This window comes from Georgenia sp. Z1344, assembly GCF_057652375.1.
The window spans coordinates 728,345-742,646 of record NZ_CM172728.1 but is presented as its reverse complement, the minus strand read 5'-3'; the positions used below and the strand labels follow the sequence as shown (position 1 = coordinate 742,646).

At 69.6% G+C, this 14,302-nt stretch carries 10 protein-coding genes; 8 read left to right on the top strand and 2 right to left on the bottom strand.

Annotation, left to right across the window (positions count from 1 at the left end):
* From ilvN to cimA, 5 genes are all read left to right on the top strand, one after another.
* Complete coding sequence (gene ilvN, locus AC24FB_RS03315; protein ID WP_425715814.1) at window positions 1-525, top strand: acetolactate synthase small subunit; 525 nt, start codon at window positions 1-3, stop codon at window positions 523-525.
* A gap of 127 nt (window positions 526-652) precedes the next feature.
* A complete protein-coding gene (gene ilvC, locus AC24FB_RS03310) occupies window positions 653-1,681 on the top strand; it encodes a ketol-acid reductoisomerase (RefSeq protein ID WP_425715815.1) in 1,029 nt (342 codons plus the stop codon).
* Between the two features lie 120 nt (window positions 1,682-1,801).
* The gene (locus AC24FB_RS03305) at window positions 1,802-2,887 is read left to right on the top strand and encodes a 3-isopropylmalate dehydrogenase (RefSeq protein WP_425715816.1); all 1,086 of its coding nucleotides are present in this window, start codon (window positions 1,802-1,804) and stop codon (window positions 2,885-2,887) included.
* 122 nt (window positions 2,888-3,009) lie between these two features.
* Window positions 3,010-4,137: a branched-chain amino acid aminotransferase gene (locus AC24FB_RS03300; protein WP_425715844.1), complete on the top strand. Its 1,128-nt coding sequence runs from the start codon at window positions 3,010-3,012 to the stop codon at window positions 4,135-4,137.
* Window positions 4,138-4,153: 16 nt separating this feature from the next.
* On the top strand, window positions 4,154-5,743 hold the full coding sequence (gene cimA, locus AC24FB_RS03295; protein ID WP_425715817.1) for a citramalate synthase: 1,590 nt from the start codon (window positions 4,154-4,156) through the stop codon (window positions 5,741-5,743).
* Window positions 5,744-5,804: 61 nt separating this feature from the next.
* On the opposite strand, the gene AC24FB_RS03290 is transcribed toward cimA, so the two are convergent.
* Window positions 5,805-7,631 (bottom strand): DNA/RNA non-specific endonuclease, encoded by a 1,827-nt coding sequence (locus AC24FB_RS03290; RefSeq protein ID WP_425715818.1) that lies wholly within the window; start codon window positions 7,629-7,631, stop codon window positions 5,805-5,807.
* 404 nt (window positions 7,632-8,035) lie between these two features.
* On the opposite strand from AC24FB_RS03290, the gene AC24FB_RS03285 reads away from it, so the two are divergent.
* Together AC24FB_RS03285 and AC24FB_RS03280 are read left to right on the top strand one after the other, a co-directional pair.
* The gene (locus AC24FB_RS03285) at window positions 8,036-9,412 is read left to right on the top strand and encodes an MFS transporter (protein ID WP_463654035.1); all 1,377 of its coding nucleotides are present in this window, start codon (window positions 8,036-8,038) and stop codon (window positions 9,410-9,412) included.
* A gap of 72 nt (window positions 9,413-9,484) precedes the next feature.
* A complete protein-coding gene (locus tag AC24FB_RS03280) occupies window positions 9,485-11,938 on the top strand; it encodes a GmrSD restriction endonuclease domain-containing protein (RefSeq protein ID WP_425715820.1) in 2,454 nt (817 codons plus the stop codon).
* Window positions 11,939-12,045: 107 nt separating this feature from the next.
* On the opposite strand, the gene AC24FB_RS03275 is transcribed toward AC24FB_RS03280, so the two are convergent.
* Entirely contained in the window at window positions 12,046-13,752 is a 1,707-nt protein-coding gene (locus AC24FB_RS03275) for a DNA/RNA helicase domain-containing protein (protein ID WP_425715821.1), read from the bottom strand.
* A gap of 279 nt (window positions 13,753-14,031) precedes the next feature.
* Here AC24FB_RS03275 and AC24FB_RS03270 point away from each other — a divergent pair, with 279 nt between their 5' ends.
* Window positions 14,032-14,241, top strand: coding sequence for a heavy-metal-associated domain-containing protein (locus AC24FB_RS03270; protein WP_425715822.1), 210 nt, complete (start codon window positions 14,032-14,034; stop codon window positions 14,239-14,241).
* The last annotated feature ends 61 nt before the right edge of the window (window positions 14,242-14,302 follow it).

Sequence of the window (14,302 nt, the reverse complement as noted above, 5' to 3'; positions counted from 1 at the left end):
ATGAGCACCAGGCACACGCTGTCCGTTCTGGTCGAGAACAAGCCCGGCGTCCTCACGCGGGTCACGGCCCTGTTCGCCCGGCGGGCGTTCAACATCCACTCGCTCGCGGTCGGCCCGACCGAGCGCGAGGACGTCTCCCGCATCACGGTCGTGGTCGACGCCGCCGAGCTGCCGCTCGAGCAGGTCACCAAGCAGCTGAACAAGCTGATCAACGTGCTGAAGATCGTCGAGCTGGACCCGGGCAACACGGTCGAGCGGGAGCTCCTGCTCGTCAAGGTCCGGGCCGACGACGAGTCGCGCACCGCGGTCCTCCAGGTGGTCGAGCTCTTCCGCGCCCACGTGGTGGACGTGGCGCCGGAGGCCGTGACGATCGAGGCCACGGGCGGCGACGCCAAGCTCGAGGCCCTGCTCACCGCGCTGGGGCCGTACGGCATCCGTGAGATCGTGCAGTCGGGGTCGGTCGCGCTGGCGCGCGGCTCCCGCTCGCTCACGGACCGCACGCTCGACCGCGTCCGTTCCGCCTGACGGCGGGCGGCCACCTCACCCGCGCGGGAGCCACCGGCCCACCGCGCACCCCGCCGGCCGGCGCCGGCGGCACGCACGAACGCACCATCGAACGAAGCCCAGCAGCACACAACGAAGGAGGGCCCTCGTGGCCGAGCTGTACTACGACGACGACGCCGATCTGTCGATCATCCAGTCCAAGAAGGTGGCCGTCATCGGCTACGGCAGCCAGGGGCACGCGCACGCGCTCAACCTGCGGGACTCCGGCGTCGAGGTCGTCGTCGGTCTGCGCGAGGGTTCGTCCTCGCGCGCCAAGGCCGAGGAGCAGGGCCTCGCGGTCGCGACGGTCGGCGAGGCCGTCTCCGGCGCCGACGTCGTCATGATCCTCGCCCCGGACCAGCACCAGCGGAAGATCTTCTCCGAGGAGGTCGAGCCGAACCTCAAGGACGACGCCGCGATCTTCTTCGCCCACGGCTTCAACATCCGCTACGACCTCATCCAGCCCTCCGCGGGCCACGACATCGCCATGGTCGCGCCGAAGGGCCCGGGCCACACGGTGCGTCGCCAGTACGAGGACGGGCGCGGCGTGCCGGTGCTCCTCGCGGTCGAGCAGGACGCCTCGAGCCAGGCCTGGGACATCGCCGCCTCCTACGCGAAGGCGATCGGCGGCCTGCGCGCCGGCGGCATCAAGACCACGTTCACCGAGGAGACCGAGTCCGACCTGTTCGGCGAGCAGACCGTGCTCTGCGGTGGCGTCAGCCAGCTCGCGCAGTACGGCTTCGAGGTCCTCACCGAGGCCGGCTACCAGCCGGAGATCGCCTACTTCGAAGTCCTCCACGAGCTCAAGCTCATCGTCGACCTCATGTACGAGGGCGGCATCGCCAAGCAGCGCTGGTCGGTCTCCGACACGGCCGAGTACGGCGACTACGTCTCGGGCCCGCGCGTCATCACGCCGCAGGTCAAGGAGAACATGGTGGCGGTCCTCGCGGACATCCAGTCGGGTGCCTTCGCCGAGCGCTTCATCGCCGACCAGGACCAGGGCGGCCCGGAGTTCGCCGCGCTGCGCAAGAAGGGCGAGCAGCACCCGATCGAGGCCACGGGCCTCGAGCTGCGCAACCTGTTCTCCTGGGTCGAGACCCGGGACGCGGACTACACGCAGGGCCAGGTCGGTCGCTGACCTGCCCGACGCCGGAGCTCGCCCCGGCCCGGCCCGCCACCTCGCGTGGTGGGCCGGGCCGGGGCGGCCCGTCATGATCATCGGGGCCGCGAGGCCCGCACGAATGTGGAGAGGACAACTGTGAGCGAGCAGCGCGAGATCGACCTGGGCGTCATCGGTGGCGACGGGATCGGCCCGGAGGTGGTGGCCGAGGCCCTCAAGGTCGCGCGCGCCGCGCTGGACGGCACGGGCGTCACCCTCAGGGAGACGCCCTACGAGCTGGGCGCCGAGCGCTGGCACCGCACCGGCGAGACGATCACCGACGACGAGGTCGCGGCCCTGCGCGAGCACGACGCGATCCTGCTCGGCGCCGTCGGCGACCCGAGCGTCCCCTCCGGCGTCCTCGAGCGCGGCCTCCTGCTGCGCCTGCGCTTCGAGCTCGACCACTACGTCAACCTGCGCCCCGCCAAGCTCCTGCCCGGCGTCGGCACGCCGCTCGCCGACCCCGGTGCGATCGACCTCGTCGTCGTCCGCGAGGGCACCGAGGGCCCCTACGTCGGCAACGGCGGCGCGCTGCGCGTGGGCACCCCGAACGAGCTCGCCACCGAGGTCTCCGTCAACACCGCCTTCGGTGTCGAGCGCGTGGTCCGCGACGCCTTCGCCCGTGCCCAGGCCCGCCCGCGCAAGAAGCTCACGCTCGTGCACAAGCACAACGTCCTCGTCCACGCCGGCCACCTGTGGCGGCGCACGGTCGACGCCGTCGCGGCCGAGCACCCCGAGGTCACGGTCGACTACGCCCACGTCGACGCCACGATGATCTACCTCGTCACCGACCCGGCGCGGTTCGACGTCATCGTCACCGACAACCTGTTCGGCGACATCGTCACCGACCTCGTCGCCGCCGTCACCGGCGGGATCGGGCTCGCGGCGTCCGGCAACGTCAACCCCGACCGCACGTCGGCGTCGATGTTCGAGCCCGTCCACGGCTCCGCCCCGGACATCGCCGGGACCGGGAAGGCCGACCCGACGGCCGCGATCCTGTCCGCCGCGCTCATGCTCACCCACGTCGGCGAGGAGGCGGCGGCCGCGCGGATCGATGCCGCTGTCGAGGCCGACCTCGCCGCCCGGGGGAGCGCCCCGCGATCGACCAGCGAGGTCGGCGACGCGATCGCCGCCGCCGTCTCGCTGACGGCCGACGCCACGGCCACGACCGGGGCCGAGCGATGAGCGACGAGACGCCCATCGCCGTCGGCCAGGAGGTCGGGGACGCCCAGGTGACCGCCGGCGAGCCCGGCGACGCCACGACGCCCGGTGGCCTTCCCCTGCCCGGCCGGGGCCACGGTCTCGAGATGCCGGGCCTGGACTCCGCCGCCCTGCCGCCCGCCGGTGAGCTCGCCGCTCGCGTGACGGGGGAGCGCAGCGACCACCCCGCCGACGACGCCGCGTACGCGGACGTCATGGGGAACCTCGCGTTCGGCACCGCCTTCACCGACCACATGGTCCGCGCGACCTGGACGCACGACTCCGGGTGGGGGCCGCTGCGCCTCGAGCCCTACGGCCCGCTCCAGCTCTCGCCGGCCGCGTCCGTCCTGCACTACGGGCAGGAGGTCTTCGAGGGGCTCAAGGCCTACCGCTGGGCCGACGGCTCCGTGCGCACGTTCCGGCCCGGCTTCAACGCCGCTCGGCTCGCCCACTCCGCCCGCCGCCTCGCGCTGCCCGAGCTGCCCGCCGAGGACATGATCGCCTCCCTCGCCGCGCTGCTCGCGCACGACGAGCGCTGGGTGCCCGGCGACGAGGGCGCCTCGCTGTACCTGCGACCGTTCATGTTCTCCTCCGAGCCGTTCCTCGGCGTGCGGGCCGGGCGGCAGGTCGAGTACCTGCTCATCGCCTCGCCCGTGGGGCCGTACTTCGTCAACGGCTTCGAGCCGGTCGGGATCTGGGTCTCCTCGACCTACCACCGCGCCGGCGCCGGCGGGATGGGGGACACGAAGACCGGCGGGAACTACGCCGCGTCCCTGCTCCCGCAGGCCGAGGCCTACGAGAAGGGCTTCGAGCAGGTCCTGTTCCTCGACGCCTCGACGAACACCTACGTGGACGAGCTCGGCGGGATGAACCTCGTCGTCGTCGACTCCGACGGCACCGTCCGCACCCCCGGGCTCACGGGGACGATCCTCGAGGGCGGCACCCGGGACTCGCTGCTCACCCTGCTGGCCGAGTCCGGCCGCGAGGTGCGCCAGGAGCCGATCGCGCTCGCCGACCTGCTCGCGGACATCCGCTCCGGCGCCGTCGCCGAGGTGTTCGCCTGCGGGACCGCCGCCGTCGTCACCCCGATCGGCCGGCTCGCGGGGGAGGACTTCGACGTCACCGTCGGCGACGGTCGGCCGGGGCCGGTCACCCGCTCCCTGCACGCCGAGCTCACCGACATCCAGTACGGCCGCGCGGCGGACGCGCACGAGTGGATGTACCGGCTCGTCTGAGCCGGCGGGAGGCACGATGACCAGCGAGCTGCACGTCTACGACACCACCCTGCGCGACGGCGCCCAGCAGGAGGGCATCAACCTCACCGTCGCGGACAAGATGGCGATCGCCGCCCTGCTCGACGAGCTCGGCGTCGACTACATCGAGGGCGGCTGGCCCGGCGCCATCCCGCGCGACACGGAGTTCTTCCAGCTCGCCGAGAAGGAGCTGACGCTCACCCGCGCGCGGCTCGCGGCCTTCGGGTCGACGGCGAAACCCGGCGTTCCGGCCGCCGAGGACGCCCAGGTCCAGGCGCTGGTCGACTCCGGCGCCGGCGTGCTCACGCTCGTGGCCAAGTCGGACTCGCGGCACGTCGAGCGCGCGCTGCGTACCACGCCCGAGGAGAACCTGCGGATGGTGCGGGACACCGTCACCCATCTCGTGGGGCTCGGGCGCGAGGTGCACGTGGACCTCGAGCACTTCTTCGACGGCTACCGGCACGACCCGGGGTACGCGCGCGAGGTCGCCGCCACCGCGCTCGCGGCCGGCGCGACGTCCGCCGTCCTGTGCGACACCAACGGCGGCACCCTGCCCGACGAGGTCGGGCGGATCGTCGCCGAGGTCCGCGCGGGCGTGGACGGCCGGATCGGGATCCACACGCACAACGACGCCGGCACCGCCGTCGCGTCCTCGATCGCGGCGGTCGACGCCGGGGCGACCCACGTCCAGGGCTGCGTCAACGGCTACGGCGAGCGCACCGGCAACGCCGACCTCGTGGCGGTCATCGCCAACCTCGAGCTCAAGCGCGGGCTTGAGACGATCGGGCCCGACCGTCTGCGCGAGGCCACCCGCATCAGCCACCAGATCGCCGAGCTGACGAACATCCCCGCCTTCTCGCGCCAGCCCTACGTGGGCCACAGCTCGTTCGCCCACAAGGCCGGGCTGCACGCCTCGGCGATCCGCGTGGACCCGGACCTCTACCAGCACACCGACCCGGCGGCCGTCGGCAACGACATGCGGATGATCGTGTCCGACATGGCCGGGCGGGCCTCGATCGAGCTCAAGGGCCGCGAGCTCGGGTTCGACCTCTCGGGCCGGGGCGAGCTGCTCACCCGCGTCACCGAGCGCGTGAAGGCGGCCGAGGCGCGCGGCTACACCTACGACGCCGCCGACGCCTCCTTCGAGCTGCTCCTGCGCGAGGAGCTCGGCGAGGGCGGAGCAGGCGCGTACTTCGACGTCGAGTCCTGGCGTGCGCAGGTGACCTCGCTGGACGGCCGCGGCCGGACCGAGGCCGAGGCCACCGTCAAGCTCCGCACCGGGCAGGGGAGGATCGTCCGCACCGGCGAGGGCAACGGCCCCGTCAACGCGCTCGACCACGCGCTGCGCGAGGCGCTCGTGGACACCTACCCGGAGATCGAGGAGTTCGCGCTCGTCGACTACATGGTGCGCATCCTCGACTCCCAGCAGGGAACCGACGCCTCGATCCGCGTGCTCGTGCGGTCCTCGGACGGCGTGCGCTCGTGGTCGACGGTGGGGGTCGGGACCGACGTCGTCGAGGCGTCCTGGGAGGCGCTCGTCGACTCGTTCGTCTGGGGCCTCGTGCACGCGGAGGTCGCGCCGCGCTAGCTCGGCCCGCTGTCATCGAGAGTGCGGTTCGCCGAGGGCGTTCGCCGCGTGCGGGAGGCCCTCACCAGGCGATCTGGTCCACCGACCCCAGCGCGCGGCTGCGCTCCGCCTCCGGACCCGACCCGTCGGGACCGTCACCGGCCGCGGCTGCGGCGAACGTCAGCCCTGTCCGCTCCTCGAGCTCGGCGCGCGCCACCTGGTACGTCGCGAACTCGGAGAGGTCGAGCACCTCGAGGTCGGACAGGTCCTGCGAGAGCAGGAAGGACTGTGCCCGCAGCTCGCCGCCGACCACGTAGTAGATGATCTTGTAGAACTCGCGGGGGACCTGGAAGCCGCGGTACTCGCGGTCGGACTCCTTGAACACCGGTCCTGCGACCACGGCGATCCGCAGGTCCTCGACCTCGACCCGGTCGAAGAGCGCGTCCTCGAGCTTGCCCCAGACGCCCGCGAGGCCGGACTGGTTGAAGGTGTTCATCTGCGGGGCGATGTTGGTGAAGCTGAACGAGTCCTCGTTGGCGCGCTGCGCCTCGCCGCGCGGTCCCCAGAGCAGGTCCGAGCGACGCGCGATGTGGCCGCGGTCGAGGTCGTTCGCCCCGTAGAGGTCGTCACCCGCCTGGAACTCCTCGTCGATCCGCTCGTCGTAGCGGAACTCGATCCCGTCGCGACTGAGCCGCCGCAGGCCGGTGCCGTCGACGTTCCAGGCGACCCACCGGGCCAGCCGGCGGCTCCGGGACTGGGTCAGGCTGAAGTGGGTGTAGGGGACGACCGGGGAGCCGTCGACCTCGACGGCGTCGGACGCGAGATCCTTCCCGAGCTCGGGGACCGCGACCGGGAGGGAAAGGAACTCCTCGTCGAATCCTCCGCCTGTGGCCTCGGCCGTGGCGGACTCGTCCGCGACCTCCGCGGACAGGGAGAACTCGAGCTTGTCTCGCACCGAGGAGGCGTAGCAGGCCAGGGCGCGTTCCCCCTCGGCGGAGTCGGACCCGGCGAAGTGGAGCCCGCCCATCACCGTCGAGGTGTGCCCGTTGCCCGCCTTGAGCATCCAGACGGCGCCGGAGTCGCCCCCGTCGCTGAGCCGGTCGGAGGTGCCGGAGCGGCGCGGGTCCGGCTCGATCTCGAAGCAGCCGATCTGCTGCTCGCCGGTCCCGTCGCCGTAGTCGATCGACACCAGGGTCTCGATCCGCGACACCTGCCCGTGGCTGACGCCCGTCGTGCGTCCGGACTTGACCACCTGGTCGCCGAGGTCCGGGTCGCCGATCTGGTCCGGCACGATGTCCAGCTCGAGGATCGTCGGGTCGGCACCGCGGTTGTCGATCGTCGCGATCGCCGCGTCCCCCGCAGCACCCAGGTGCGACCGGAGCAGGCGGCCGAACCGGTTGTCGGTGGCGCGGTTGTCGTCGTGGGTGCCCGGCTGCAGCGCGGCGTCGCCGATCGCGCCGTCCGGACCGTGCAGGACGTGCCAGTTCGACAGCAGCACCGGCTCCCCGGTGTGCCGGTCGTGGACGATCGCCCCCGCGGTGCCGGCCGAGACCCGAGGGTGGGACACGCTCACGCCCGGCACCAGCGGATCGACGCGCCTCCGGCGCGCGTCGTCGAATGCCTCGGGCACGATCTCGTAGGAGAGCCGGAAGCCGCGCTGGAGAACGTCGGTGGGGACGGAGATCCGCTCGGCCTCGATCGTCTCGGGGATCGCCCGCGTACCGAGCGCCTCGAGCTCGGTGAGCGGGACCTTCCGCGTCACGGTGAACTGGAGCGAGATTTCGTCCGTGCGCTCCCCGCCGGTCTCCTTGTAGCCGATACCGACCGAGGTGATGTTCGGGTCGGCGAGGTAGTCGGGCCCGTGACGGCGGATCCAGTTCGTCAGCTGCTGCCGGTCCGAGGTGTCCATACCCTCGAGCCTGAACCGCCGACATGGATCTCGGGTGATCGGGCGGCGAATGCCAGGTGGACCGCGCGAGTGCGCGCGTCGCCCGGGTTCGACGGTCGGCACCTCGGCCCGTCGCCCATCACGTCCTGCCTGTAGGCCCTGTCCTGCCTGCGCGGTGCTCGGTCGCACCTCGTGCGTGACGGCGCCGACCGGAAGTGAACGTCGAGGGGTGATCGAGCGGGCGCCGACGTAGGCTCGGCGGGTCGACGCGGGGTGTTCGTCGTCGGGGAGTGGCGTGCGGCAGGTGCCCACGCCTCGGAGGGAGGAGCTCGTCGGTGCAGGCCGAGAACGATCCGAACCGGTCGCCCGACACCCCGGACCCTGCGCGCTGGCGGATCCTCGTGGTCACCCTCGGGGCCATCTTCATGGCCCTCATCTCGGTGAGCATCGTCAACGTGGCGCTCCCGTCGATGCAGGAGGGCCTCGGCGCCTCGCAGTCCGACCTCCAGTGGGTGCTGTCCGGCTACGCGCTGACGTTTGGCGTAGTGCTCGTGGCGGCCGGCCGGGCCGGCGACGTCATGGGGCGCGGCGGGATCTTCCTCGTCGGGATGGCGATCTTCACCGTCTTCTCGATCACCTCGAGCCTCGCGCCGAACGCCGAGTGGCTCAACGTCTCGCGGTTCGCGCAGGGGGTCGGCTCCGGGCTCGTCAACCCGCAGGGCGTCGGGATGATCCAGCAATACTTCCGGGGCGCCGAGCGGGCGAGGGCCTTCGGCTACTTCGGCGCCGCGGTCGGGGTGTCGGTCGCGATCGGACCGGTCCTCGGCGGGGTCCTCATCAGCGCCGGCGGGACCGACCTGGGCTGGCGCCTCACCTTCCTCGTCAACGTGCCGGTGGGGCTCGTGACGATCGCCCTCGGGCTGCGGTGGTTCCCGCGGCCCCTCATCCGGTCGCTGCGCCGGGCCGATCCCGCCACGCGCGCAGAACGCTCCCTCGACCCCGTCGGCGCGCTGCTGCTCGGCGCCGCGGTCCTCGCCATCCTCTTCCCGTTCATGGAGGGGCGCGGGTCGGCCGCGCTGTGGCTGCTGGTGCCGGCGGGTGTCCTGCTCGTCGTCGCCTGGGTGTGGTGGGAGAAGCGGTACGCGCGCTCCGGGCGGAGCCCGATGGTCGACCTCGCCATCTTCCGCACCCGCAGCTTCACCAACGGGTCCCTGATGATCACGCTCTACTTCCTCGGGATGACGAGCGTGTGGGTGCTCGTCGCGCTGTACATGCAGCAGGGCGACGGCCGCTCCGCGATGGAGGCCGGCGTCATCGGGCTGCCGTCGGCGGTGCTGTCCGCGTTCGGGGCCAACTGGGCCGGCAAGCGGGTGCTCACCTACGGCCGCAAGCTGGTGATCGGCGGGCTGCTCATGGGGCTGGTGGGCCTCGTGCTGAGCATCGTCGTGGTCCAGCTGCACGCGTCGGCGGGGCTGAGCGTCTGGTGGCTCCTGCTGTCCCTCTCTTTCATCGGCGCCGCGCAGGGGTGTGTGGTCAGCCCCAACCAGACCCTCACGCTCGCCGAGGTCCCGCTCGCGTACGCCGGGAGCTCGGGGGCGGTCATGCAGACCGGGCAGCGGATCGGCACCTCGATCGGCATCGCCGTCATCACCGCGGCCGTGTTCGGCACGCTGGAGGCGACGGACTGGCCCACGGCCGCGTCGCTCGGGTTCGGGGTCATCGCCGTGGTGCTGCTCGCCGCGCTGGCCGTGGCCGTGAAGGACCTGCGGGACCGGCGGGAGGACGGCACAGCGATGGTCTGAGGTGTGGGGCCCCGTCCGCATAGGGTGGACGACACGCTCACACGTTCGGGGGACACATCAGTGGTTACGGCATTGGAGGCCAACCTCCAGAGCATCTTCGAGGGCAAGAAGCAGTACGTCGTCCCGCTCTTCCAGCGGCGGTACGAATGGGGGCCTAGACAACTCACCAAGTTGTGGTCCGACATCGTCGAGCTCGAGGAGACTCGTCGGACCGACCCGGCGGCCACGCACTTCATCGGGTCGCTCGTCCTGGCGACGAGCCCGGCAGCCGGACCGGTGGGCGTGCAGCAGTTCCTTGTCGTCGACGGTCAGCAGCGACTGACCACGTTGACCCTGCTGCTGGCGGCACTGCGGGACCATCAGTCGGAGCACACCGGTCGCGAGCATTTCGACCGACTCAACTCGCAGTACCTCGTCAACGTCTGGGACAAGGGCACACCGACGAAGTTTCTCCCGACCCAGGCGGACAGGGACGCCTATCTCGCGGTCATCCGTGCCGCCCCGAGCGCGGGCGGCACGGACCATGTGGGGGCCGCGTACCGGTACTTCAGATCGGTCCTCAGCTCGGTTCCTGCCGATCAGGTTGAGGGCATCGAGAATGCAGTTCTTGCCGGCCTGTCACTTGTCTCGGTCACCGCTCAGCAGGGTGACAACGTCCATCGGATCTTCGAGTCGCTCAACAACACCGGTCTGCAGCTGACCCAGGCTGACCTGCTCAAGAACTACCTGTTCATGCGGCTTGGCGACAGCGGTGACTCCGTTTACCAGTCGGTATGGCTCCCGCTCGAGAGACTGCTGTCGTCCGACAACATCGAGCTGCTGTTCTGGCTCGATTCCGTCCAGCGTGACGAGCGCGTCAAGCAGTCGGAGACCTACGACAAGCAGCAGAGGCGTCTCGACGTGATGGTCGAGACGGAGCAGATCGAGCTGGAGGTGCGACGCATCGCCGCGCTCGGGGAGCTGCTCGTCCTCATTCTCGAGCCTGATCGAGAGAAGGACCCACGAGTGCGGGTGCGGCTCGAACGGCTGTGGACCTGGGGTACGAAGACTGCGTTCCCCGTCATGCTCCAGCTGCTGTCTCGCCGCGCCGACGGGACGTCGACGGCAGAAGAGGTAGCCGACGCGCTTCGGATCCTCGAGAGCTACCTCGTGCGCCGGATCGTCATCGGGCGTGCAACCGCCAGTCTGAACCGGACTCTCCTCCAGGCCGTCCAGGCAGTCGTCGCCGCAGATGATGTCGCTGCCGGGCTTCGTGAGTTCCTGTCACGTGGTCGCAAGTACTACGGGACGGATCGCGAGGTCCGCGAGGCGGTGCATGCAGTTCCCTACTACTGGCAGGGACGTGGGCTGCACAAGCGACTCATCCTCGAGTGGTTGGAGGAGTCGTTCGGCTCCAAGGAGCCGGTCGACATGAAACGCCTCTCGATCGAGCACGTCATGCCTCAGTCGTTGTCCGACGAGTGGCGTGCAGACCTGTCGCAGTGGCTCAGCGTCGAGGAGATTCATGCCTTCCACGAATCGAAGGTGCACGCGATCGGCAACCTCACTCTCACCGGGTACAACAGCGAACTCAGCAACGATGAGTTCGCGCGCAAACGGGTCGAGCTCGCGCGCAGCGGGCTGCGTCTGAATCAGTTGATCGGCGCTCACGAGACGTGGGGCCCGAACGAGATCGAGCGGCGGGCGTCGGCTATTGCTGATGCGATCATCGAGATCTGGCCGGGACCGGTCGAGGCGCTTGTCGATGACGGATCGTCGGAGGAACTCTGGCTGACGGTCGCCGAGATTCTGGCCGAGATTCCAGCCGGTAGATGGACCTCGTACGGAGACGTCGCCATCGTTGCGGGTACGCACCCTGTTCCCGTCGGTCAGCGGCTCGCTCGCGTCCCCACGGCCAACGCTCACCGCGTCCTGACCGCAGACGGGCGGGTCGCGTCCGGGTTCAGGTGGATCGATCCACAGCGCACGGACGACCCGCACGACGTGCTGCGGGCTGAAGGGGTGTTGTTCGGTCAGGATGGGCGCGCCCTGGAGGCTGATCGCCTGAGGGCGATCGACCTTGCCGAACTGTCTGGCCTTTCGGTGCCCCAACTGCGACCTGAACAGTTCGAGAGACAACTCAGCTCGTACCAGGGGCCCGATATTGTGGACGCTGTCCACCGGCTGATCGCTCACTGGGAAACGATCGGTGGCGAGATGGATTGGGGCCGAGCCTCGGAGGTCACGGCGTTCTTCAACGCTCAGGGCGCAGATGGTTCGGTCTGGCCGTTCGCGCTGTACCCCAGCGGAAAGGTTGAAGTGGTCTTCCAATATCTCGAGAGTCGACCGCCGTTCGATGACGTGCTGTTGCGGGACGAGCTCAGAGAGCGACTGAACGGCGCGCCCGGAGTGGACCTGCTGGACCGGCCCAGGCCCGGCTTCTCGGTCGAGGTGCTGGCGGATGCCGCCGCATTCGACGTGATTGCAGAGAGCCTGACCTGGTTCATGACGCATCTTGAGCGCGAGGAGTCCGACGACGACGCCTGATGGATGGCACGGGGCTCGAAATGCTGCTCGCCGCGCTGGCCGTGGCCGTGAAGGACCTGCGGGACCGGCGGGAGGACGGGACCGCGATCGTGTGAGGTGCGGGGGCGTCAGAAGAACCGGCGCAGGTACTCGCGCAGCGGTGCGTCGCAGACGTAGACGTAGGTCCCGCGAATCCCTCGGGTCAGGAGCACGCCGTAGATGTTTCGGATGAGCCCGAGAATGTCGTCGTCGGAGTAGGTGATGCCGAGCAGGTTGTTGTTGGCCTTGCCCTTGGCGTCGAAGTACGAGGAGCGGTCGGCGACGACTCGTCCGCTGAGCGGGTCGAGACGCAGGTCGTTCCCGATGATCACGCCCGCGTAGTTGAGGTCGTATCCCTGGACGGTGTGGATCGATCCGACTTCGCCGATCGAGCCTGGTGAGTTGATCCAGTCCCGTGTTGCGCGGTTCCAGGCGAGCTTGTGGCTGCCGAGCTCGATGTCGTGGGCGGCGTTGTCGCGCCTGCTCACCCACCTCCATGCGTAGCCGGCGACGAGGCGCGACAGCCCGTACTCCTCGTTCTGCGTGCGAATGCGTTCGTACATCGCATCGAAGTCGTCGAAGAGCTCGAGCTCGTACTCGCCGAACTCCTGTCGTCCCGGCTGAGAGCCGGCCAGGACCCGACGGATGTATCCGACGTAGTCGGCGTCGGCCCTGACTCGCATCTGCGAGGTGAGGGTGTAACGACGGCCGTCACGGTGCGCGTCGTCCTGCAGTGCCGCCAGCGTCTGTTCGGGAATGTCGGCGGGACGGACTCTCTGCCCGGTGTCGACGAGCAGGATCTGGTGCCTGCTCCTCGCGGTGATCCAGTCGAGCTGCGTCTTTGCCTGCCAGTCCTCCCCGAACAGCTCCTGGCTGATCTCTCTGTAGGCCTTCGTCATCGTTCCCATCGCCTGGGCCGAGTAGATGGTGAGTCGGTGAGCCTCGTCGACGATCAGGAGTTCGAAGGTGTCGGTGCTCCGTCCGACCTCGAACGGCGTGAGCACCATGCCCGGCTCGAGCCCGGGCGTCCGCCTGAACACGTTCTGCACCGAGTGTCGGAGCGACTGCTGCGGGACGACGAGTCCGACTCGGAAGTCCGCGAGAAGCTCACGGTGGCCGGGCGTGAAGTACTCGGCGAGGAACGAGTCCGACGAGATCTGCTCCTCGTCGTCGGAGAGCGCGATGTCGACGAGCAGCTTGACGAGGAAGATCGCGACGATCGTCTTCCCGGTGCCGGGGTGTCCTTCGACAAGGCTTCGGCTGTCGGCGTCGTTCGAGAGGTCCTCGAAGAGCCCGTCGAGAATGCTCTCGACGACGATCGCCTGGTCGTTGCTCAGCGCCTTGAACGGCGACAGCTTGAAGAGGTCGCTGTTGACGATCTCGGGAATCGACCGGGTGAAGTACCCGGATTCGCGCAGTGACTCGAAGATCTCGTCGAACAGCAGCTGATACCGGCCGCGGTCGTAGTACTCGGCGTCGACGATCCCGTCGTTGCGGTTGAGCACCTCGAACTGGCCGTCGCCGCTGAAGAGCCTGATAAGAGTCGACTCCAGGTCGAGGCATGCCGACCGGTTGAACGTGTCGTCGACGATGACGTTGGCGGTGTCGAGCCCGTCCCGTGTCGACAGATGCTGGCGCATACGGCCGGCGGCGTTACCGGTCTCACCGACGTAGACGGACCCCGTGCCGCTGATGCTGTAGACGACCGGCCAGTTGCGATGCCGTGGATCCTGGCCGGCCCAGCTGGTCACGGACCCTTCGTCGAAGGGGAACGACTCGATCGACCAGGTCGGCATCGGTCGTCAGCTCCTTCCATGGCCCGATCGCATGCCGAAAGCTCGGGTGTCGATGAATCGGCCTGTCGTCGTGGTTCGTCTCGAGGCTAACCATTCTGACCCGTCGGTGCTTCTACGTGTACGTGACTGTCCGGGCCGCTTCCGCTCGTCGGGCCCTCGCCCATGCTCGGACGCACGCCCGGTGCCAGGCCGCTCCTTGCCCTTGTTTGATACCTATAGGGGGTATATGCTCGGTCGTAACGGCAGTGAGCGCTGCCGTTCGAGACGAAAGGAACAGTCATGGCTGCCAGCACCAAGGAGTACCTCGTCGACGGCATGACCTGCGGGCACTGCGAGATGTCGGTCAAGGAGGAGATCGGCGAGATCGCGGGCGTTTCCGAGGTCGAGGCGTCGCACGAGTCCGGCAAGGTCAGCGTCACGGGCGAGAACTTCACCGACGAGCAGGTCGCCGCAGCTGTCAGCGAGGCCGGCTACTCGCTCAAGGCCTGACCTTCGCGACGCCCCGCGCCGCCGCCCGTGGGATACCCATACCGGGCATAACGAACGATCC

Bases quoted from the DNA above. Each gene is read 5' to 3' on its own strand.
- ilvN (WP_425715814.1), top strand. From the start codon at position 1: ATGAGCACCAGGCACACGCTGTCCGTTCTGGTCGAGAACAAGCCCGGC.
- AC24FB_RS03300 (WP_425715844.1), top strand. From the start codon at position 3,010: ATGCCGGGCCTGGACTCCGCCGCCCTGCCGCCCGCCGGTGAGCTCGCC.
- cimA (WP_425715817.1), top strand. From the start codon at position 4,154: ATGACCAGCGAGCTGCACGTCTACGACACCACCCTGCGCGACGGCGCC.
- AC24FB_RS03290 (WP_425715818.1), bottom strand. From the start codon at position 7,631: ATGGACACCTCGGACCGGCAGCAGCTGACGAACTGGATCCGCCGTCAC.
- AC24FB_RS03285 (WP_463654035.1), top strand. From the start codon at position 8,036: ATGGCCCTCATCTCGGTGAGCATCGTCAACGTGGCGCTCCCGTCGATG.
- AC24FB_RS03275 (WP_425715821.1), bottom strand. From the start codon at position 13,752: ATGCCGACCTGGTCGATCGAGTCGTTCCCCTTCGACGAAGGGTCCGTG.
- AC24FB_RS03270 (WP_425715822.1), top strand. From the start codon at position 14,032: ATGGCTGCCAGCACCAAGGAGTACCTCGTCGACGGCATGACCTGCGGG.